Genomic DNA, 20,743 nt, shown 5'->3' with positions numbered 1-20,743 from the left:
TTTCACTCATATTGCGGTTCGTGTCTGCCGTCTTTTAGAGTGAAAGGACCGCAGCATGCTTCGGTCCCCGACGAACTATCGAGTTCGGCTGCATGCCGTCAGTCCCGAAGCCGAAGCTCGTCCGTCTGCATCTGCAACGACCCCAGGGTTTCGAGGAAGCTCATGCCGAGCAGGCTCTGGTCCAGTCGTCCCGCCTCCGCCACGCTTGCCTTGACATTCCGGCGCTTGATGGGACCGATCGCGACTGTGCCGAGTTCCACCGGGGCTGCTTGCGCACGGCCGTTCGCAGTCAAGACGGTCATCGAATAGGTGAGATTTTCCGGAATGATGCCGACGCGTGCAGCATCCTCCTGCGATAGCGCTATGGTGCTGGCGCCGGTGTCGATCAGCATATCGATCGGCTGGCCGTTGATCATGACTTCCGCCTCGAAATGGCCGTTCGCGCGCTTGTGCAGGATCACCTCCTGTCCGCCTTCGCTGGTGGTCACGACGACGGCATGGCCCGGCACCAAACCTGCGAAGAGACGGTTTCCGACCTGCTGGGCGTCGCCGCGATAAACATAGACGGTTGCAAGCGCCATGATGATCACGAACCAGATCAGGAGATTGCGGATCGATTGGCTGACGGTATGACGGCTTGCCCAAACGGCCGCGCTCATCATCAGAGCAATCGGCAGGAGATAAACGATCCGCGCAAAATCGTCGTTTTCCATGCCGAAGGTAGTGCCGTTATTGTTATTGAAGATGAGCAGTGCGAGACCGATGCCGAGAATGGCGAGAACGATGTTCAGGCGGTTCATACGGCGTTGCGCTCCCTTGCCATCCGTTGCCGGCGGGTTTCCCTGCGTGGCTTGCGCTCGACCGTGGTCAGGCGCTCCGGGAGTGCGGCCATGATCTGGCGGCGCTCCTCGTCGCTATAGCTCATCCATGCTCCGATTTCGGCCGACGTGCGGCCGCAACCGAAACAATATCCGGTGTTGATATCGATAGAACAGACAAGAATGCAGGGTGTTAGCATGAGATCATATATCGAGGCTTCAAACGCACATGGCAAGGGTACAGAGCGACGCGATTTCGCAAATCTGCTGCGTCGCGCCGATGGTGTCGCCGGTATGACCCGACAGCCTCTGGCGCACGTGTCTATTTACGAAAAAGGTCGCAAGGGCGGCGACCAGCAGGGAGGAAATCAGCGAAGAAATGCCCAGACTCGACCAGATCAGAAGAGTGACAAGAACCAGCGTCGTGATCAGCGCTACCTGCATGGCGTCGCCATCCGGTTGACCTGCTGAAGCTGCAACGCCATCCGGCTTTGCCGATGGCAGCACATGCCAGTGCCAGACCATCGCCCCGCGGCTGAGAACGGCGACGGCGAGCATCGCGATCGTCGCATCGATCGGTGCCGCGTGACGGGCAATGGCAGCCATGGCTGCAGCGCGCAGGCCAAAGGACAGGATCAATGCGGCCGCACCGTAAGTTCCGATGCGGCTGTCTTTCATGATGGCGAGCGCGCGCTCGCGATCCTTGCCGCCGCCTAATCCATCTGCCGTATCGCTGAGCCCGTCTTCGTGCAGGGCGCCCGTTGAAACCGTTTGAACCGTCAGCGCCAGAAGCGCCGCCATCAATGGATCGGCATGCAGCGCCAGCAAGAGCCCGAAGGCTGCCGCGCCCGGTGCGGCAATCAACAGGCCGGCCAGCGGAAAGGCGCGCGAAACGGGCCCGAGCTTGCCATCATAGCCTGCAAAGAACGAGGGCGACACGGGAATGCGGCTTAAAAAGGCGACTGCGCGCGCGATATCGCGCATATATTCCCGCATTTCTTCTTCTCCTCGCCATCCAAGCGACAGCATCGGGCGCTTTTGGAGTTGTTCGCACCGATTCCGAAGACTAATAGAGTCGCACCGCAAAGAACCTGATTTGAGACCAAAAGACAAGGAACGGCATTCATGAGCGTAACCGGCCTGCCATTCGACGATTTCCGCACGCTGCTGCGCGACCTTCCTGGACCGGACGCCCGTGCGCTTGTCGCAGCCCGTGAACGCGATGCTCAGCTCACCAAGCCGCCCGGCGCGCTCGGTCGCCTCGAAGAGATTGCCTTCTGGCTCGCCGCCTGGACCGGTCGCGCGCCTGCCGTTACCCGGCCGCTGGTGGCGATTTTTGCCGGTAATCATGGCGTCACCAAGCAGGGCATTACGCCGTTTCCACCATCCGTCACGCAGCAGATGGTCGAGAACTTTGCGGCAGGCGGGGCTGCGATCAACCAGATTTGCGTCGCCTACGATCTCGGTCTGAAGGTGTTCGATCTCGCGCTCGATTTTCCGACGGCCGACATCACCGAGGAACCGGCGCTGAGCGAACGTGACTGCGCCGCGACGATGGCCTTTGGCATGGAAGCGATCGCTGGCGGCACGGATCTGTTGTGCATCGGCGAAATGGGCATCGGCAACACCACCATTGCGGCTGCCATTCACTACGCGCTTTATGGTGGCAAGGCTGAAGACTGGGTCGGTCCCGGCACGGGCTCCGAAGGCGAGATGCTGCGGCGCAAGGTTGCCGCCGTCGAAAAGGCTGTCGCCTTGCACCGCGATCATCTTTCCGATCCCCTCGAAATCCTGCGTCGTCTCGGCGGCCGCGAAATCGCGGCCATGGCCGGCGCCATTCTGGCCGCGCGCATGGAGCGCATTCCAGTCATCATCGACGGTTATGTGGCAACGGCTGCCGCTTCCATCCTGAAGGCTGCCAATCCCTCGGCGCTGGACCACTGCCTTATCGGCCACGTTTCCGCTGAACCCGGGCATTTGAGGTCGATCGAAAAGCTCGGCAAGACGCCGCTCCTGGCGCTTGGCATGCGGCTTGGAGAGGGCACTGGCGCGGCGCTTGCTGCTGGTATCGTCAAGGCTGCAGCCGCTTGCCATTCCGGCATGGCGACCTTCGAAAGCGCCGGCGTCACCAACAAGCATTGATGAAAAAGGCAGCGGGAGACGATATGCATCCCGCTGCCGTTTTTCCTGTGGAAGTATCGGTCCGCGTCATAAATCTGTAATGATTTTAGAGGGCGCGTCGGAAGTGTCCGCTTGCTTCGTGTCCGGCGAGGCGGTATTCGCAAAGCGTCTAAAGCATGTCGCGCAAATGTGTTCAGCGGTTTTGCGATAACGGCGTGCGCAAAATTGAAGCGCAAGCGAATCCTGGAGATCGCGACGCGCTTGGAAATACAATCGGGACATTACGGGCGGAACGGGAATGGCCGAATTTTCGAAACCTGGCATCACCAAGGAAACCGGTATCCGGCATTTCTTTGCAGCCGCCAGCTATTCCTGGGGTGGCTTTCTGCGATTGCTTCAGGAATCCGCGTTCCGGCAGGAGCTTTTCTTTGCCGCCATCGCGTTGATCATTCTGATCGTGGTCGGCGCCACTATTGGTGAGATCGTTATCGGGCTGGTGCTTTTCCTGGGTGTCTTTGCCATCGAGGCCATGAACACTGCCGTGGAAGAGGTTATCGACCGGATTTCACCCGAGATTTCCAATGTCGGCAAGCATGCCAAGGATCTCGGTTCCTTTGCGGTGTTTTGCATGCTCGTCGCAGCCGGCATCTACATGATTTACGTGGTCGGCAGCCATCTGCTGTTTCGGTAAGAGGCTTCAGCCGTATTTCAGGCGAAGCTTCTCTTGCGCCGTCCGGCAAGCGGCGCGTCTTCCACCGCAGGCAGGCTCTGCAACACGCGCTTGGCCGGGAGGATGGCGATAACTTCGGTCCCTTCGCGCAGCTTCGATTTCAGCACGAACTGGCCATCATGCTTGGCAAGAATGGCCTGCACGATCGGCAGGCCGAGACCGGTGCCCTGTTCTGCACTCTTGATGGCGATCGAACCCTGGCCGAACGTCGACAGGACGACCGGAATTTCGTCTTCCGGAATACCTGGGCCGTTGTCCTTGATGGCAACATATTCGCCGCCGCCAGCTGTCCAGCCGACCTTGATGCTGATCTCGCCACCTTGCGGCGTGAATTTGACGGCATTCGAGAGAAGATTGAGGATGACCTGGCGCATCGATTTCTCGTCGGCCCAGACGGTCGGCAACTGAGGCTCGATCTGCGAGGAAATGGAGATATTCTTTCCACGCGCGCGCAGCTGAACCATACCGATGCAATCCTCGGCGATATCAATGAGCGAGATCGCTTCCTCGTTCAGTTCGTACTTGCCGGCCTCGATGCGTGAGAGATCGAGGATCTCGTTGATCAGGTTCAGCAGATGCTGTCCGGACCGATGGATATCCGTCGTATATTCGCGATAGGTTGGATTGTTCAGTGGGCCCATCACCTCTGACGACATGACTTCGGAGAAGCCGAGGATGGCGTTGAGCGGCGTTCGCAACTCATGCGACATGGACGCGAGGAAGCGGGACTTGGCGAGGTTTGCATCTTCAGCCCGCCGGCGAGCTTCGTCGGACATCGAGTTCGCGACCTCCAATTCCGCAATCAGGTCGTCCTTTTCCGATTGGAAGGAAAGGATTTTCAGATTGGATTGGAACATCCTGTTGGCGATGAAGGTAAAGAAGATCACGGCGAAAGAGATGGCTGCGATCAGCGCGATATCGGCGGGTCTGCGGGTGACAGCTGCCGTAACAGCAAGGGCGACCGTCGCCGGCGCAAAGCAGAAGGGAACGGCGCGCGGCAGCATGAAGCTCGATACGGCGGTGATACAGATCGCGACGAGCAGGGCGGTGCCCTTATAGAGGCTGAAACTGTCGCCGCCGCAGGTCGAGCAGCTTTGCATGGCGAATATCGCCCAGCAAAGCCCTGTCAGCAATTGTCCGAGCAGCAGGATCTGGCGCCATTTTCTGGCACTTTCCAGAGTCATGTCCTGCTTCTTTGCGCGTCTGCCAAGCAGCATGTTGAGCGCATGGGCCGACAGGATCGGAATGGTCCAGAGGAAAATCTGCGCATCGCGCGTCAGATAGACGCCGAGTGCGGCGACGATGACGGCGAAGATCGGCACGACGGCTGCACCCTGCAGCATCGTTTCGACGTGCATGATCATGAGTTCACGATCGAAATTGCTGCTATGGCCGGTCTGCAGGCGCTCACGCGTCTGCCGCACCGCCTTCGACACAGCCCGGTTACGGTGACTGTGCGAGCGGTCGACGATGTTTTTATCTGTCGATGTGCTGACGCCGGTTCTCATGGTTTCGTTGAAACTTGATCTGCCTGAGGTTACAGACTACCGGCCAATTCTTAAGAAGATGCTGCAGCGAAATGATTTGTTTGCCATCTTCGCCAAGGATTTGTTTCGAAAGGAGGCAAGAACGTGATGCGGTCAGGCCGCCTTTTCCGTGACGGCGCGACCACCTTCGCGTTGCTTGCCATTCTTGCTCTACTCGCGCTAAAGATGAATAACTGCCCGGAACTCGTTCAATTAGGCGGTTTTTACGTTATCGACGGCGATACGCTTTCTTCCAACGGTGAGCGTTTCAGACTGAAAGGCATCGATGCGCCGGAATATCGGCAGCAATGTCGGCGTGATGGCGTCGATTGGGCTTGCGGCGCGAAGGCGCGCGAAACCCTTGTCGCAATTATTAATGGCGGAACGCCGGAATGTCGGGGACAAGACCGTGATCGTTACGGTCGCCTGCTGGTGACTTGCGTGCTGGGCGATATCGATGTCAATGCCAGGATGGTGCGCGAGGGCATGGCCGTGGCCTATGGCCGCTATGTCGCCGAAGAGCGCATCGCACGTCAGAAAAAAGCGGGCGTGTGGGCCGGTGATTTCGCGCGACCGAGTGATTACAGGCGCGAGGAGCGTATGCAACGATCCGAAAACGGCGATCTGATAAAGGGTCTGGTCGACTATTTGGGACGACTTGCCGGATGGAGCGCGGAGTAATGCAGGATGATGCGTTGCAGATGCTGAGCTCGCAGATTGCCGGCTGTCGCCTCTGTCGTGATGCGCCGGCGAGAGGAGAGGCGCATCGGCTGCCGCACGAACCGCGCCCGGTCGCTACGCTGTCTTCGACGGCACGGATTCTCATCGCGGGGCAGGCGCCGGGTCTTCGCGTTCATGAAAGCGGGCTTCCCTTCAACGATGCTTCCGGCGATCGCCTCCGCCAATGGCTGAACGTCGATCGCGAGAGTTTCTATAATCCCGATCATTTCGCCATGCTGCCGATGGGCTTTTGCTTTCCGGGCTATGATGCTGCCGGCAGCGACCTGCCGCCACGGAAGGAATGCGCGCCCCTCTGGCGTCAGCGAGCCATGGACGCGATGCCGCAGATCGAGCTCATTCTTACCATCGGCCAATATGCGCAAGCCTGGCATATGGGCGCGGAGCGAATGTCGTCGATGACGGAGACGGTTGCGGAATGGCGCCGTTATCTCCTGACCAACCGATCGCCGGCGATTTTGCCCCTGCCACATCCGAGTTGGCGCAACAGCGGCTGGTTGAAACGCCATCCCTGGTTCGAAGCAGAATTGCTGCCCGTTTTGCAACATCGTGTGAAAACCCTGCTATCTTGAGAAAAAGTTTCTTTTCTCCTGCTTAAAATGAGCTATAGAGAGAATATAATTCGAAGGGATGCTTTAAATGGATCGTCTTGACCGCAAAATCCTGCGTCTGTTGCAGGAGGACTCCACTCTGGCCGTGGCCGACCTCGCCAAGAAGGTCGGGCTGTCGACGACACCGTGCTGGCGCCGTATCCAGAAGATGGAAGAGGATGGCGTCATTCGCCGTCGCGTGGCCCTGCTTGATCCCGAGAAGGTCAACACGAAAGTCACCGTTTTCGTGTCCATCCGCACCAACAGCCACTCGATCGAATGGCTGAAGCGCTTTTCTGAAGTCATCGCCGATTTTCCGGAAGTGGTCGAATTCTACCGCATGAGCGGCGATGTCGATTATCTGCTGCGTGTGGTCGTTCCGGATATCGCGGCTTACGACGCCTTCTACAAGCGGATGATCGCCAAGATCGAAATCCGCGACGTCTCTTCGGCTTTCGCGATGGAGCAGATCAAGTATTCGACGGAATTGCCGCTGGATTACATGCTGCTGGAGAATGCGAAGTCCAACGACGACTGAACAGGGTCTTTCACGCTGGCGCTCAGCCGAATTCGATATCGGCTGAGCGCTTTTTATTTGTTTACTTCTTGTCGAGGCGCGCGAGCAGGGATGATGTATCCCACCGATTGCCGCCCATCGCCTGCACATCACCATAGAATTGGTCGACGAGTGCCGTCAGCGGCAGTTTCGCTTCATTGCGGCGGGCTTCAGCAAGCACGATGCCAAGATCCTTGCGCATCCAGTCGACGGCAAAACCAAAATCGTATTTGCCGGCATTCATGGTCTTGTGGCGGTTTTCCATCTGCCAGGAACCGGCGGCGCCCTTGGAAATAACGTCAACGACCTTCTCGATATCAAGTCCGGCCTGTTTGCCGAAATGAATGCCTTCGGCGAGGCCTTGAACGACGCCGGCAATGCAGATCTGGTTGATCATCTTGGTCAATTGGCCGGCGCCGGCCGATCCCATCAGGCCAACCATGCGAGCGTAGGCGTCGATAACGGGGCGCGCAGTTTCGAACACGGCTTCGTCGCCGCCACACATGACGGTCAATACGCCGTTTTCTGCGCCGGCCTGGCCGCCGGAGACAGGGGCGTCGATAAACTCTATGCTTTTTTCCTTGGCGGCGGCGTGAAGTTCGCGGGCGACTTCGGCGCTGGCTGTGGTGTTGTCGATCAGGATGGAACCGGCCTTCATCGCTGAAAGCACGCCGTCCTTGCCTGTCGTCACCGAGCGCAGGTCATCATCGTTGCCGACGCATGTGAAAACGAAATCCGCGCCTTCGGCAGCCTGGGCGGGGGTAGGGGCAAATTTCCCGTCGAATTGCTTGGCCCAAGCCTCGGCCTTGGCGACGGTGCGGTTATAAACGGTCACGTCGTGGCCGCCTTTGACCTTGAGATGCCCTGCCATGGGATAACCCATGACGCCCATGCCGATGAACGCAACCTTTGCCATATCATAACTCCCTGACCGAATGTGTTTCGAAGGCTTAGCGGAAAGGCAAAGGGGGCGAAAGGCCGATCTCTTGGCCAACTTGTCACCATGGCATATGTCGTGAAATTCCATTTCCAAAACACTGGATAAATCGAAACCGAATTTCGTCATATTGGCAAAACTTCATAATATCCTTTGTCGATATAATCTATGGATTTGCGATCCTTCAATCATTGACAACGAGCCGGCGGTGCAGGCCCAGGCTTCACGAGGGGATCTTCGATGATTTCGCGCAGACAGACACTCGGCCTTCTTGGCGCAACGGCAGCTGCCTTCGCGTTGCCTTCTATCCGGCCGGAGCGTGCCGCCGCAGCGACGACCCTTCGCATCGGCTGGCAGAAGAACGGTGTGCTCGCCTTGGCCAAACGCAAGGGCGCGCTTGAAAAGCGGCTTTCCGATCGTGGCATCTCGGTCGAATGGTCCCAGTTCACCTCGGGACCGCCGCTTCTCGAAGCGCTGGGCGCTGGTGCACTCGATTTCGGTGCCACGGGCGATGTGCCGCCGCTCTTTGCGCAGGCGGCCAATGGCAATCTGCTTTATGTCGGTCTCTATACCGGCAGTCCCGAAAGCTCCGCCATTCTCGTGCGCAAGGATTCTCCGATCCAGACGCTCGCGGACCTCAAGGGAAAGAAGGTGGCCTTCAAGCGTGGTTCCAGCGCGCACAACGTCACCGTCAAGGCACTGCGCAAAGGCGGCCTGACGGTCGATGATGTCCAGCCACTCGACCTTGCGCCGCCGGATGCTTCGGCTGCTTTCAAGACGGGTGCCATTGATGCCTGGTCGATCTGGGATCCTTATCTTGCCATTGCCGAGGCAGATCGGGATACCCGCATTCTGACAACGGCACGCGGGATCGTCGACTCTTTCAGCTACTTTCTGGCGAACGGCGATTTCACGAAAGCCAATCCGCAGGTTATCGTCGATGTGATTGACGAATTGGCCAAGGTCGGTGCTGCCGCGCAAGCGAACATCGACGATACCGTCACCGCATTGTCCGAAATTACCGGTGTTCCCGCAGCTGTGACGCGCGTTACGCTGACACGGCCAGGTGCCGATCTCGGTGGCGTGTCGACCATCACGGACGCCGCGATCGCTTATCAGCAGGGGCTGGCCGATGAATTCTATAGCCTCGGCATTGTGCCTAGGAAGTTGACGGTCACGGATATTGTCTGGCGGCCGAAGGCGAGCTGACGAACTTTCGGCGAATGCCGGTCGGCCGCTCGTGAACACTATCGGCTGGCGCAACTCGGCAAAAATATTCCACCGGACATCAGGCAATAGAAAATCTGTATTGTCGATATAATCGATAGCCTATGTCAGTATTTGATCTGAAGCATCGGGAATTGGCTCCCGACCGCGTGCACGCACAAGGCAGGCAAACCTCATGACCGCGACCGCTAAACCCATCGACTTCCTGTGGTTCATTCCGACCTCCGGCGACGGCACCTATCTCGGCACGACCGATCTCAATCGGGGGCCGGAGATCGGTTATCTCCAGCAGATTGCCCAGGCCGTCGACAGGCTCGGCTATTCCGGCGTGCTCTTGCCGACGGGTGTCTCCTGCGAGGAGTCCTTCGTGACGGCGGCGGCTCTTTCGGCTCATACGCAGAAATTGAAGTTCCTGGTCGCTATCCGTCCCGGCACGGCATCGCCTGCCTACTACGCCCGTCTTGCATCGACGCTCGACCGCGTTTCCAACGGCCGCGTGCTCTTGAACATCGTCGTGGGCGGGAGCCCGGCGGAGCTGGCGGGCGACGGCATCCATCTGGAGCATGATGAGCGCTATGCCCATGCGGATGAGTTCTTCCATGTTTGGGAAGAGTTGCTCGAGAAGGGATCCTCGACGTTTGAGGGCAAATATATCAAGGCGACCAACGCTCGGCTTGGTCTGCCGCCCATACAGGCGCCGCGTCCTCCGCTCTATTTCGGCGGCTCCTCGGATGCCGGCATCGAATTCTCCGTCGGCCGCGTCGACAAATACCTGACATGGGGTGAGCCGCCGGCTCAGGTTGCCGAGAAGGTCGAGAAGGTACGGGCTGCCGCCGCCAAGCGCGGCCGTGAAGTCAGCTTCGGTATCCGTCTGCATTTCATTGTCCGCGAGACGGATGAAGAGGCATGGGCGGCGGCTGATAAGCTGATTTCCAAACTCGATGACGAGACGATCCGCGAGGCGCAGGAGCAGTTCGTCAAGCAGTCGGATTCCGTCGGCCAGAAGCGAATGGCGGCCCTGCATGGCGGTCGTCGCGACAAGCTCGAGGTCTCACCGAATCTCTGGGCCGGCGTCGGCCTGGTGCGCGCCGGTGCAGGGACTGCGCTCGTCGGTTCGCCGAAGACAGTGGCCGCAAGGCTGCGGGAATATCAGGAGATCGGCATCGAAACCGTGATCGGGTCGGGCTATCCGCATCTGGAGGAAGCCTACCGCGTCGCCGAGCTTCTCTTCCCGGAGCTCGGGTTGAGCCGCGAGGAGCAACGGGCCGGCTTCCGCAACGAGTTCGGCGCCAAGCAGATTTTCGCCGGCGGCAGCCATGGCGGCAATCTGAAGGTCGTTTCCGGCTCGTAACCATCCCTGCAGGAGATCCTCATGTCGGCATTCGATACTTCCTTCATACGCATCGGCGCCGAGAGCCGGTCTCGCCAGGCGAGGGCGGCAAGGCAGGCTATGTCGTTCGATCGGCTGCGGCCATTCCTGTTGCCGATCATCGTCATTGCGACGTGGCAGCTCGGCTCGTCGCTTGGATGGATCTCCACCCGCATCATGCCATCGCCGGCTGCGGTGGTGGTCGCCTTCTGGCAAACCACCATCTCAGGGCAATTGCCGAATAATATTCTGGTCAGCGCCGGACGTGCGTTTGCCGGTCTGATCGTCGGCGGTTCGATCGGCTTTCTGCTCGGCATTGCCAACGGCGTTTCGCGGATATCTGAGCAACTGACCGATACGACTCTTCAGATGCTGCGTACCATTCCGCATCTTGCCATGGTGCCGCTCGTCATTCTCTGGTTCGGGATCGGCGAGGAATCGAAGCTGTTCCTGACGGCGTTGGGCGTGCTTTTCCCGATCTACCTCAACACCTATCACGGCGTTCGCAATGTCGATCGCGGCCTGATCGAGATGGGGCGCGTCTACGGGATGAGCAATTGGACGCTGTTTCGAAAGGTTATCTTTCCCGGCGCGCTTCCATCCATTCTGGTCGGGCTGCGCTTTGCCCTCGGCATCATGTGGCTGACGCTAATCGTCGCCGAATCCATCGCGGCATCGTCGGGTATCGGCTACATGGCCAACAATGCCCGCGAGTTCGGCATGACCGATGTCGTTGTTCTGACGCTCGTCATCTACGCCATTCTGGGCAAGCTTGCCGATGTCGTCGCGCGAACCATCGAACGCAGGGCGTTGCGCTGGAACCCGGCCTATCAGAATTGAGGAGCTTGTCATGAGCGTCAACCTACTCGATCGACCCCGGCAAGCCCCGGCAAATGCGGCTGAGCAGACGGCCGGCGCCGCTGCCATCCATATCAAGGGGCTGGAGAAGAGCTTTGGGAACAATCGCGTTCTGCGCGGCATCGATCTCGACATTCCGGCAGGCCAGTTTGTGGCCGTCATCGGTAAGAGCGGCTGCGGCAAGAGCACGCTGCTGCGCATTCTGATGGGGTTGGAAGAGCCGAGCGCCGGGCATATGCGCTTCGAGGCGGCTAACGGCAGCGACACGCAACCCAATACGCGCATCGTGTTTCAGGAGCCGCGCCTTTTGCCCTGGCTTTCGGTGGCAGACAATGTCGCGGTCGGTTTGGGCGAAGGCGTATCGCAAGATCTATTGCACAAGGAGACTGCTGCGGTTCTCTCCGAGGTGCAGCTTGCCGAGAAGGCCGGCGAGTGGCCCTCCAATCTTTCCGGTGGACAGAAGCAGCGCGTGGCGCTGGCGCGTGCGCTCGTCAGCAAGCCCGGTGTTCTCGCGCTCGATGAGCCGCTGGGAGCGCTCGATGCCCTGACGCGGATCAGCATGCAGGAACTGCTGAACCGCGTCTGGCGGGAACTCGGCTTCACCGCAGTGCTCGTGACCCATGATGTCAGCGAAGCCGTGCATCTGGCCAATCGGGTCGTGGTGCTGGACGAGGGGCGGATCGTGCTTGATCTCGCCATTCCCCATCCATATCCGCGCCGTCACGGTAATCCGGCACTGGCCGAACTTGAGGGCCGGCTTCTCGCGGCGATCCTCGGCGAGGCGCGGACCTAATTCGGCTTGGCGTCGTCTGCCTCGACATAGAGCCTGAGATTGTCGAAGCCGATCTCAGTCCCCATCAATCGCGAGCCGTTGTCGCTATAGCCATCAAGGAAGACGACCTGCTCGGTAAAGATCATCTTCGTGCCGTCCGATGTCGGTATGAAATTGACTGTCGCCAGCGATACGGAAATGCGCTTGCTGTCGAGCATCATGTCGAAGGCGTATATGAAGCGCTCGTTCTGAACGACGTCGATATAGCGCGCCTGATAGGCGTGAACGACACCGTCGCTCGAAGCGACACGATTGCTTTCGCTGCCGCCGGTGCGGAAATCGAGCTGGAAATCCAGCTGTTTCCAGTCCCCATGGTAGCCAAACCATTGCTGCTTCTGCTCCGGTATCGCCCAAGCGCTGAAAACGCGCGGCAGCGGCGCCTTGAAATGGCGCTCGATGGTGATGGTCGTATGCTCGGTCGATCGTGCGGTCATTCGCCTGTCGTCTCCGTCGATGTGTCAGCCAGAAAAAGGTCGAGCCGGTCGAAGGCCTTGTTCCAGGATGCCTTGCGCTCGGCAATCCACCGCTCTACATCAGCCAAAGCCTCCTTGCGAAGATGGTAGGTGCGCACTCGGCCGGCTTTTTCCGACAGCACCAATCCGCTTGTCTCCAGCACATGCAGATGCTTCATCACGGTCGGCAGCGCCATGTCGAGCGGCTGTGCCAATTCCGTGACGGAGGCCGGTCCGCGGCCCAGCCGATCAATCATGCCGCGTCGGCTTTGATCGGAAAGGGCCTGGAACATGCGATCAAGCGTCTGCGGCTCCTCAGGCATTTGGCTTTTCCGGTCTGAATTGTTCGGGTAGTCTGTCACTGTATGGGTACATGTGGAAGTAGGGCTCGGCTTCCTTCAGGACGCGGGCGAAGGACGGACGCTCGATCAGCCGCCGATAGTATGCCTTCAGCTTGGCATGCTCCTCGCCGAAGGGGACGAGGGTTTCGGCATAGAACAATGCCGGCGCCGCGGCGCAATCTGCCATGGTCAGGCTATCGCCGGTAATCCAAAGCTTTCCTTCCAGTTGTTTCTCGATCATGCCGTAGGCCGTGCGCAACAGCGCCTGAGCGTCTGCGACATTTTTCGGGCTCCGGTCTTTTTCTGCCTGGTTAACATCCGCGACGATTTTCTGCATCGGATCCTGAACGTATTGATCGAAGAAGCGATCCCAAAGGCGGACACAGAGCGCGTCAGTCGGATCCGGCGGCAAAAGCGGTGTGGTGCCGGGATAGTGCTGGTCGAGATATTCGATGATGATGCTCGTTTCCGGCACGGTGCTATCGAGCGCTTCATCGCGCAGCACGGGAAACTTGGTGATAGGCCAAAGGCGCGTCAAAGAGGCACGCGACTCCGCGCTGCCGAGATCGATCACAAGATTTTCGAAAGGCGTCTCATTTTCATAAAGCGCCATCAGCACCTTATGGCAGAACGAGGCGAGGGGATGATTGTAAAGAATAAGGGACATGCGACGACCTTCCCATAGTTAGGTGCGAGCTGAAACTTACCTGATTGGCTAAGTAACAGCTCGCGGCGCGTCGCGCAAGAAGATAGTTACCCTTTTGGATAACTATCTAGCTTTTGTTTGTTGGATCAATCGGCGAGGCGGCGTGCGATGATGAGATGGCCCGGCGTTGGCTGGCCTTCTTCCATGCGAACGTTGATGTCGGTGATCTCGATCAGCTCGAAGCCGGTCGACGTCAGCCGCTCGCGCATGTAGGTGTCGGCGTGAGCAAAGCGCTGGTGAGGTCCGACCATATAAGGGCGGCCGGCCATGGTGGCTTCGGGCAGGGTCTCGGAGGAAAAGATGAAGAGACCGCCGGCCGTCATGTTTTCCGCAGCACCGAAGAAGAGCGGCTCCAGCGCGCCGAGGTAGGGCAGGACGTCTGTTGCCGTGATCAGATCGAAGGGCTCTTCATCGTTGTCTTCGAGAAAATCTTCGACCTCGGCCACGAACAGCGTTTCATAGACCTCCTTCTCATGGGCGATTTCGACCATGTTCTCGGAGATGTCGATGCCGGTAATATCCTCGACGACATCCCGCAGCGTGCTTCCCGTCAGACCCGTGCCGCAGCCGAGATCGAGCATGCGTTTGAAGGGACCGAGGCCAAGCGTCTGCAGGCGTTGGCGTACCAGCACGGGAACATGATAGCCGAGCTGCTCGACGAGAACGTCCTCAAAAACCTCGGCGTGCTGGTCAAACAGCGTCTCGACATAGGCGTCGGGGGCCTTTGACGGGATTTCGCCGCGCCCCATCGAGGCGATCCGCACGGCTGCGCCGCCATGATCTTCGGGATCGAGAGCGAGCACCTCTTCATAGGCTTTTACGGCGGCATCGACATCGCCGGCTTTTTCCAGCGCCAGGGCGCGGTTGTACGCTTCCGCCAGCGCGTCTTCGTCGATCTTCTTCTTTGCCATGGATCAGCAGCCCTTCCGTTTGTCCCGCAGGCATTAAGGCGCTTGAGCGGCTTTTGCAATGCTTGCGTCAAAGGAGGGCCTGCGGCTGCGATGTCCGAGGCTGCCTGTGGCGAAATTAATGCAGAATAAACTCGCCCTTCAGCGCTCGCCACTCACCGGCAGATATGAGTTTGCGGTGAATGTAGCGGACCGAATGCAGCGGGCCATCGAGTGTTTCCTGCCAGAATTTCAGGAAACCGCGCATCTCCGGGAAATTCGGCGCAAGGTCGTAGTCCTGCCAGATATACGTCTGGAGAAACTGCGGATGGTCAGGCAGGCGATAGAGGATCTGCGCCGTCGTCAACCCATAACCCTGCAACTGCTTTTGCATGTCTTCGTGCATGAGCTTTTCACTTTCGTTCCCATTTTTTCGTGACTCATGGTCACAAGAATATGGAAACAGCTCATGGTAAACGCAAGCTTTACAAAACTGTCATATATGGAAATTATTACGGTAAATCAAAATGTTAGCAGCGTATTGATGCGAGTGCTGCCAGAGGCGGCGCCGATGGGCCGCCTCTTCGGGCTCACCGTTTCAGATGTCGGGTCAAATGGCCTTCCATCCGCGCCCAACCATTTCTCATCAGCTCGACGATCACCAGGTAGAAGATCGCGGCCCAGAGGTAGATCTGGTAGTCATAGGTGCGCGAAAACGCGTAGCGCGTCTCGCCCATCAGATCGTAGACCGTGATGATAGAGACCGTGGCAGAACTCTTGATCAGCAGGATGATCTCGTTGCCGTAGGGGCGCAGCGCAACGATGAGCGCCTGAGGAATGATGATCTTGCGGAAGGCGATCCAGGTGTGGATTCCGAGAGAGCTCGCCGCTTCCCTCTGGCCGCTCGGTACGCTCTGGATGGCGCCTCGAACGATTTCGGTCTGATAGGCTGCGGTGTTCAGCGTCATGGCAAATACGCCGCAGTAGAACGGATCCTTGAAGAACCACCACATGCCGATGTATTCAAAAACCCAACGGAAGCTCGGAAAGCCGTAATAGACCATGAAAATCTGCGCCAGCAGCGGCGTGCCGCGGAACAGATAGACGTAACAATAGGTCAGGGTGCTCAGGATCTTGTTGCTCGACATGCGCGCGAATGCGAGTGGGATCGAGAGGACCGCGCCCAAGAGAAATGACAATGCGACGAGCTTGACCGTGATCCAGAGACCGTTGAGAAGCCGAGGCCCGTAGGTATCCAGCTTGTTGAGATCCCAGTTCGTTACGATCATCGCGAGCAGCGAGATGCCGAGAATGATCCACAGCGTCAGGAAGAAGTATCCGACGATGCGGGATTTGGAGAGCCTTCTGGCTGTCTTGGGCGGCGCAGGCCGCGCCGCAATCAGAGCTTCGGCATGGCTCATCGACGAACCTCCGCACGTTTGGCCCATCGATCGAGATAGAACAGGCCGATCGAAGAGATGACGGCCAAGGTCAGATAGAACAGGCAAGCAATTGAGTAGAAGGTGAAGGGCGCCTTGGTGGCGCGCACGGCAATCCCCGTCTGCCTGATAATGTCGGCAAGACCGATGATCGACACGTAGGATGTGTCCTTCAACAGGTTCATCCAGAGATTTCCGAGGTTCGGCAGGGAGATGCGAACCAGTTGCGGCACGATGATGAGCCGCATGGTACGGGCGCGATGGAAGCCCAGGGCATCGCCGGCCTCATACTGGCCCTTCGGTATCGCCTTGAACGCCGAAAGAAGCACTTCCGAGCAGTAGGCTGAGAACACGATGGCCAGGGCGCACATGCCTGCTGCGAACGCATTGATCTCGATAGGGCCGTCATAGCCGAACTTGGCAAGCAGCGACTGCAGCAGGATCTGCATGCCGTAGTAGATGATAAAGAGCGTCAATAGCTCCGGCAGGCCGCGGAAGATCGTCGTGAACACGCCGGCGGCAAGCCGCAGGGATTTTTCCTCGGACTGCTGCGCCAGCGCGACAAAGAAACCGATGATGACGCCGAGCGGCAAGGTCAGAACCGAAACGGCGATGGTGATCTTGAGGCCACCCGCCAATTCATCGCCCCAGCCCGTGTCGCCGCAGGCGAGCATCGTGTTCGGATTGAACATGCTGTACACGGTGAACAGTCCGGCCGGACCACACAATGGATCAAAAATCGTACTCAACCAGGTCCACAAGGAACCAAGGGCGGAAAACAGTCCGCTCATGCTGTATTTCCCCTAGCGGCTTTTGCCGCGTTTCTGCTTATATTCTTCACGTTGTCAAACAAAAACGGCGGAAGAGCAAGCTTCCGCCGTCGTCTTTTCCCGGGGAATCGACGGGCGATCAATCGCCGTAGACGTCGAAATCGAAATACTTGTCCTGGATCTTCTTGTAGGTGCCGTCGGCGCGGATCGCAACGATCGCGGCGTTGAGCTTGTCCTTGAGGGCCGTGTCACCCTTGCGGACGGCAATGCCGGCGCCAGCGCCGTTGATGACCGGATCGATCTTCAGCGTGCCGAGCATCTTGCAGCAATTGCCTGCATCCGACTTTACCCACTCGGACAGAACGACCACGTCGTCGATCGCGGCGTCGATGCGGCCGTTGCCGAGGTCGAGCTTGTATTCGTCAGCCGACGGATAAAGCTTCAGTTCGGCGTCCTTCAGGTGAGCCGAGGCGTAGTTGGCGTGGGTCGTCGAGGACTGTGCGCCGATGGTCTTGCCCTTCAGGGCTTCGTCGGTTGCTTCCTTGAGGGGAGAGTCCTTCGGTACGGCGATTGCCGGCGGAGTGTTGTAGTACTTGTTGGTGAAGTCGACGATCTTTTCGCGTTCCGGCGTGATCGACATGGAAGATACGATGGCATCGAACTTCTTGGCCTGCAGGGCCGGAATGATGCCGTCGAAATCCTGGTTCACGAAGGTGCACTTGACCTTCATCTGATCGCAAAGCGCATTGGCGATTTCGATGTCGAAGCCGACGAACTTGCCGCCGGCGTCGAGCGATTCGAACGGCGGGTAGGTCGCGTCCGTGCCGATGACGAGCGTGTCGCCGTCAGCAAGCGCCGAACCGGCGACGAGCGACATCACGGCGAAGGATGCAGCGGCAAAAAGACGAGTGGAGATGCGCATATTGACCCTCTCTGTTGGTGGCCGCCAGCTCATTCTTGTTTTTGGCAGGCGGCTCGAGTGGAGCGGGCCGGTGGCCCGCCTTGCGGCGATATTCGTACTTTTTTTTCGAAAATTGCAACTGGAATTACGAGGGAAATCGCTGCCTTTCGATCCGCCGGCAGCCCGCCTGCGTGATCGAGAAATCTGAACGCAAGCCGTCCAGCCTATTCAGCCAGGGTTAATTGGGGCCTTTTAATAGTTCGGGAACATATAGCCGCTTGCCGCGATTCAGCCTCACGGCAACCGAAAATTGGCCTGCTTCGTGCGGCATCGCGTTGTTTGCTGAGATTCGCAATTCGGCGGACAAGGAACAAAGAGGAGACCCATATGGGAAAGCGATCCAGACTATTTGCCAGCGCTGCATTTCCGCTGCTTTCACTTTCGCTCGCATTCGAGCCGGCGGCAGCTGCGGCACTGCGCGAGCAGCCCATCGCGCCGCTGAACAATGGCATCGTCGGCACGACCGATGCCAATGGAAGTTTCGAAGTGGCTCAGCAAGACGCTCCGGCAGCCCAGCCGGAGGAGGAGCAGCTCAAGAAGAAGCATGGTGAAGGCGAGCAGGGCGCGCCGGAAGGCAAGAAGCACGAGGGCCAGAAGCCGGAAGGCGAGGGCGGCGAGCAGCAGCACCAGATGAAGCAGGCTGAGCCCGAAGGCGAGCAGCAGCAGAAGCCTCCGAAGGCGGAGCGCCAGCAGCCGGCCGAACAGGAGCAGCAGAAGCCCGAGGCCAAGCAGCCGGCCGCCGAGGCCCAGCCGGAACCGAAGAAGCAGCGTCAGCAGCCGGCAGAAGAACCGCAGGCCCAGCCGGAAGCGAAACCGGAAGCCAAGCCGCAGCCAAAGGCGGCCGCTCCCGAGGCTCAGCCCGAAGCCCAACCGCCCAAGCAGAAGGGCAAGCCTCAGTCAGAAGCGAAGCAGCCCGCCGAGGAGCAGCAGCCAGAGGCGAAGCAGCCTGCCGCAGAAGCGCAACCGGAGGCCAAGCCCGAGGCAAAGCCTGAACAGAAGGCCAAGCCCGGATCGAAGGCCCAGCAGCCTGCCGCGACCGAGAAGGAGGCTCCTGCCGCCGGCGAGCCGCAGAAGCAGGAAGCTCAGCCTGAAAAGCAGGCGCAGCCCGAGCAGAACGCCAAGCCAAAGCCGCAGGGCGAGACCGCTGCTCCGGCGCAGCAGCCGGCCGAACAGCAGCCAGCCGGTCAGCCGGCGAAGGGCCACAAGAACCAGCCTGAAACTCAAGCTCAGCCGGAGGCTCAACCCGGCACGCCGGCGACATCGGGCGCCGAGCAGGGTCAGAAGCCAGGGGCCGACAAGACGCATGGCAAGCAGCCGCAGACCCAGCAGCAGGGTGAACAGCCCGCCGCCAATCCGCAGCAGCCGGCCCAGAAGGGCGAGCAGCAGGGGCAACCGGCTCAGGCGCAACCTGGTACTCCGGCGACCGGCAGCGAGGCAACGCAGCAACCCGGCAAGCAGCCGCCTGCCAACGGGGCAGAGGCTCCGGCACAGGGCAATGCTGCCACACCGGCTCCCGCCAATGGAAATGCCCAGCAGGCCGGCGAAATCCAGGTGCCACCGGCCGAGCAGGTCTCGCCGCAGGAACTGGAACGCCGCAAGAAGATCGCGGAAAATCCTTCGTCCGCCAGTGGTCCCGTCATTCTTCCTGTTGAAAACGGCAGCGCCGTCCTCGACAGCCAGAAGGGAGCCGTTCGCCGTGGCGAACATCTGAACAATGGTCAGAACCCCGGCGGTCGCGGCCAAGGCGGTCAGGCTGGTCAAGGCCAGGTAGGGCAGGGTCAGAACGGCCAGGGTCAGGCCGGACAGGCACAGAACGCACCCGGCCAGCAGCCACCGCCGGCTTACAGCAAGCCGCCGACCTCTGACGCGGAAGCGCAACGTGCAGCCGCCGGCAATCAGCAGCAGCCGCCGGTGAAGATGGAAGCCGTGACCAGCGAACAGGGTCGCCGGATCGATCGCCGCCCGGATTTCGCTCCGCCGCAGGGAACCACCGTCCAGACGATCATCAATCAGGACAATCGTACGGTCGTGAACGTCGACAACACCTATGTCGTTCGCCATGACGATACCGAGCGCTTCGTGCGTGGTGGCGAACGTCCTACTTACGAACAGCTGCCGCGGGATCGGTATCGCGAGACGATCGACCAACCGGACGGTGATCGCGTCGTGACGATCCGCAATCGCTACGGCGATATCATCCAGCGTTCGCGCATCGATGCTCGTGGTCGGGAATACGTGTTGTTCTATTCGCCGGAACTGGAAGATCGTCCCGACAATGACGACTACTATCGCGATCCGGGCGAAGACCTGCCGCCGATGCGCCTGCTCATTCCGCTGAGCAAGTACATCATCGATACGGCCTCCAACCGTAACGCGGACTATTACGACTTCCTGCGTGAACCGCCGGTCGAGCCGGTCGAGCGTATCTATTCGGTCAACGAGGTCCGTTATTCGGCCCGTATCCGCGACAAGATCCGCCGTATCGACCTCGACACGATTACCTTCGCGACGGGTAGCTCCGATATTCCGATGACACAGGCGAGCACTCTGCGTGGTGTCGCCGACGGCATCTCGAAAATCATCAAGAACGATCCCACCGAAACCTTCCTGATCGAAGGTCATACGGATGCGGTGGGTTCGGCGCAGAGCAACCTGATCCTGTCCGACCGTCGTGCGGAATCGGTCGCCAACGTGCTCTCGGATGTCTACGGCATTCCGGCTGAAAACCTGGTGACTCAGGGCTATGGTGAGCAGTACCTGAAGGTCAACACCACCGGCCCGTCGCAGGAAAACAGACGCGTAACCATCCGCCGCATCACGCCGCTGGTGCGTCCAGTAGCCTCGAACCGGCAGTAAGACACCGTTTGGTGCAAGAATGGGAGGCC

General features: G+C 59.3%; 24 protein-coding genes. 11 read left to right on the top strand and 13 right to left on the bottom strand.

Features of this window, described 5'->3' with window-relative positions:
- Positions 1–98: 98 nt before the first annotated feature.
- From HGP17_RS05825 to HGP17_RS05815, 3 genes are read right to left on the bottom strand one after another with little or no spacing between them, the layout of a single operon-like run.
- Complete coding sequence (locus HGP17_RS05825; protein ID WP_168806763.1) at positions 99–800, bottom strand: TIGR02281 family clan AA aspartic protease; 702 nt, start codon at positions 798–800, stop codon at positions 99–101.
- Positions 797–1,018 (bottom strand): DUF1289 domain-containing protein, encoded by a 222-nt coding sequence (locus tag HGP17_RS05820; protein WP_168806761.1) that lies wholly within the window; start codon positions 1,016–1,018, stop codon positions 797–799. The genes HGP17_RS05825 and HGP17_RS05820 overlap by 4 nt, the downstream gene beginning before the upstream one ends.
- Before the next feature lie 19 nt (positions 1,019–1,037).
- Positions 1,038–1,814, bottom strand: coding sequence for an adenosylcobinamide-GDP ribazoletransferase (locus tag HGP17_RS05815; protein WP_168806759.1), 777 nt, complete (start codon positions 1,812–1,814; stop codon positions 1,038–1,040).
- A 129-nt stretch (positions 1,815–1,943) separates the two neighbouring features.
- On the opposite strand from HGP17_RS05815, the gene cobT reads away from it, so the two are divergent.
- The gene (gene cobT, locus HGP17_RS05810) at positions 1,944–2,960 is read left to right on the top strand and encodes a nicotinate-nucleotide--dimethylbenzimidazole phosphoribosyltransferase (protein WP_168806757.1); all 1,017 of its coding nucleotides are present in this window, start codon (positions 1,944–1,946) and stop codon (positions 2,958–2,960) included.
- Positions 2,961–3,237: 277 nt separating this feature from the next.
- Entirely contained in the window at positions 3,238–3,630 is a 393-nt protein-coding gene (locus HGP17_RS05805) for a diacylglycerol kinase (RefSeq protein WP_168806754.1), read from the top strand.
- 17 nt (positions 3,631–3,647) lie between these two features.
- On the opposite strand, the gene HGP17_RS05800 is transcribed toward HGP17_RS05805, so the two are convergent.
- On the bottom strand, positions 3,648–5,177 hold the full coding sequence (locus HGP17_RS05800) for a HAMP domain-containing sensor histidine kinase (RefSeq protein WP_168806752.1): 1,530 nt from the start codon (positions 5,175–5,177) through the stop codon (positions 3,648–3,650).
- Positions 5,178–5,300: 123 nt separating this feature from the next.
- On the opposite strand from HGP17_RS05800, the gene HGP17_RS05795 reads away from it, so the two are divergent.
- The 3 genes from HGP17_RS05795 to HGP17_RS05785 all read left to right on the top strand — a co-directional run bounded on the left by HGP17_RS05795 (position 5,301) and on the right by HGP17_RS05785 (position 7,061).
- Positions 5,301–5,876, top strand: coding sequence for a thermonuclease family protein (locus HGP17_RS05795; RefSeq protein WP_168806750.1), 576 nt, complete (start codon positions 5,301–5,303; stop codon positions 5,874–5,876).
- On the top strand, positions 5,876–6,505 hold the full coding sequence (locus tag HGP17_RS05790) for a uracil-DNA glycosylase family protein (RefSeq protein ID WP_168806748.1): 630 nt from the start codon (positions 5,876–5,878) through the stop codon (positions 6,503–6,505). The genes HGP17_RS05795 and HGP17_RS05790 overlap by 1 nt, the downstream gene beginning before the upstream one ends.
- Before the next feature lie 67 nt (positions 6,506–6,572).
- Positions 6,573–7,061, top strand: coding sequence for an Lrp/AsnC family transcriptional regulator (locus HGP17_RS05785; RefSeq protein WP_047632975.1), 489 nt, complete (start codon positions 6,573–6,575; stop codon positions 7,059–7,061).
- 61 nt (positions 7,062–7,122) lie between these two features.
- Here the strand turns inward: HGP17_RS05785 and HGP17_RS05780 are convergent, their stop codons facing one another.
- Complete coding sequence (locus tag HGP17_RS05780) at positions 7,123–8,106, bottom strand: NAD(P)-dependent oxidoreductase (protein WP_281412746.1); 984 nt, start codon at positions 8,104–8,106, stop codon at positions 7,123–7,125.
- Positions 8,107–8,256: 150 nt separating this feature from the next.
- Here HGP17_RS05780 and HGP17_RS05775 point away from each other — a divergent pair, with 150 nt between their 5' ends.
- The 4 genes from HGP17_RS05775 (at position 8,257) to HGP17_RS05760 (ending at position 12,263) form a co-directional block, all read left to right on the top strand.
- Positions 8,257–9,225, top strand: coding sequence for an aliphatic sulfonate ABC transporter substrate-binding protein (locus tag HGP17_RS05775; RefSeq protein ID WP_168806744.1), 969 nt, complete (start codon positions 8,257–8,259; stop codon positions 9,223–9,225).
- Positions 9,226–9,418: 193 nt separating this feature from the next.
- Positions 9,419–10,594: an FMNH2-dependent alkanesulfonate monooxygenase gene (gene ssuD, locus HGP17_RS05770; RefSeq protein WP_168806742.1), complete on the top strand. Its 1,176-nt coding sequence runs from the start codon at positions 9,419–9,421 to the stop codon at positions 10,592–10,594.
- A gap of 99 nt (positions 10,595–10,693) precedes the next feature.
- Positions 10,694–11,452: an aliphatic sulfonate ABC transporter permease SsuC gene (ssuC, locus tag HGP17_RS05765; RefSeq protein WP_246703987.1), complete on the top strand. Its 759-nt coding sequence runs from the start codon at positions 10,694–10,696 to the stop codon at positions 11,450–11,452.
- A 10-nt stretch (positions 11,453–11,462) separates the two neighbouring features.
- Entirely contained in the window at positions 11,463–12,263 is an 801-nt protein-coding gene (locus HGP17_RS05760) for an ATP-binding cassette domain-containing protein (protein ID WP_168806738.1), read from the top strand.
- Here the strand turns inward: HGP17_RS05760 and HGP17_RS05755 are convergent.
- From HGP17_RS05755 to HGP17_RS05720, 8 genes are all read right to left on the bottom strand, one after another.
- Complete coding sequence (locus HGP17_RS05755) at positions 12,260–12,736, bottom strand: SRPBCC family protein (RefSeq protein ID WP_168806736.1); 477 nt, start codon at positions 12,734–12,736, stop codon at positions 12,260–12,262. The genes HGP17_RS05760 and HGP17_RS05755 overlap by 4 nt on opposite strands.
- Entirely contained in the window at positions 12,733–13,077 is a 345-nt protein-coding gene (locus tag HGP17_RS05750) for a metalloregulator ArsR/SmtB family transcription factor (protein WP_168806734.1), read from the bottom strand. Before HGP17_RS05750 ends, HGP17_RS05755 begins: the two co-directional genes overlap by 4 nt.
- Complete coding sequence (locus tag HGP17_RS05745) at positions 13,070–13,762, bottom strand: glutathione S-transferase family protein (RefSeq protein WP_168806732.1); 693 nt, start codon at positions 13,760–13,762, stop codon at positions 13,070–13,072. The genes HGP17_RS05750 and HGP17_RS05745 overlap by 8 nt, the downstream gene beginning before the upstream one ends.
- A 125-nt stretch (positions 13,763–13,887) precedes the next feature.
- Positions 13,888–14,712 (bottom strand): class I SAM-dependent methyltransferase, encoded by an 825-nt coding sequence (locus tag HGP17_RS05740; protein WP_168806730.1) that lies wholly within the window; start codon positions 14,710–14,712, stop codon positions 13,888–13,890.
- Between the two features lie 115 nt (positions 14,713–14,827).
- Positions 14,828–15,094, bottom strand: coding sequence for an aspartate-semialdehyde dehydrogenase (locus tag HGP17_RS05735; RefSeq protein ID WP_168806728.1), 267 nt, complete (start codon positions 15,092–15,094; stop codon positions 14,828–14,830).
- Positions 15,095–15,278: 184 nt separating this feature from the next.
- Entirely contained in the window at positions 15,279–16,109 is an 831-nt protein-coding gene (locus HGP17_RS05730; protein ID WP_168806726.1) for an ABC transporter permease, read from the bottom strand.
- Positions 16,106–16,918 (bottom strand): ABC transporter permease, encoded by an 813-nt coding sequence (locus HGP17_RS05725; protein WP_168806724.1) that lies wholly within the window; start codon positions 16,916–16,918, stop codon positions 16,106–16,108. Before HGP17_RS05725 ends, HGP17_RS05730 begins: the two co-directional genes overlap by 4 nt.
- A gap of 118 nt (positions 16,919–17,036) precedes the next feature.
- On the bottom strand, positions 17,037–17,819 hold the full coding sequence (locus HGP17_RS05720; protein WP_168806722.1) for an ABC transporter substrate-binding protein: 783 nt from the start codon (positions 17,817–17,819) through the stop codon (positions 17,037–17,039).
- A 1-nt stretch (position 17,820) separates the two neighbouring features.
- Between HGP17_RS05720 and HGP17_RS05715 the strand changes: the two genes are divergently transcribed.
- Positions 17,821–18,006 carry a hypothetical protein gene (locus HGP17_RS05715; protein WP_168806720.1) on the top strand — a complete coding sequence of 62 codons (186 nt, stop codon included), beginning with the start codon at positions 17,821–17,823 and terminating at the stop codon, positions 18,004–18,006.
- A gap of 179 nt (positions 18,007–18,185) precedes the next feature.
- Entirely contained in the window at positions 18,186–20,714 is a 2,529-nt protein-coding gene (locus tag HGP17_RS05710) for an OmpA family protein (protein ID WP_168806718.1), read from the top strand.
- The last annotated feature ends 29 nt before the right edge of the window (positions 20,715–20,743 follow it).

It is taken from the genome of Rhizobium sp. P38BS-XIX (assembly GCF_012641435.1).
Classification (GTDB): Bacteria; Pseudomonadota; Alphaproteobacteria; order Rhizobiales; family Rhizobiaceae; genus Rhizobium.
This window is presented reverse-complemented; position numbering and strand designations above follow the sequence as displayed.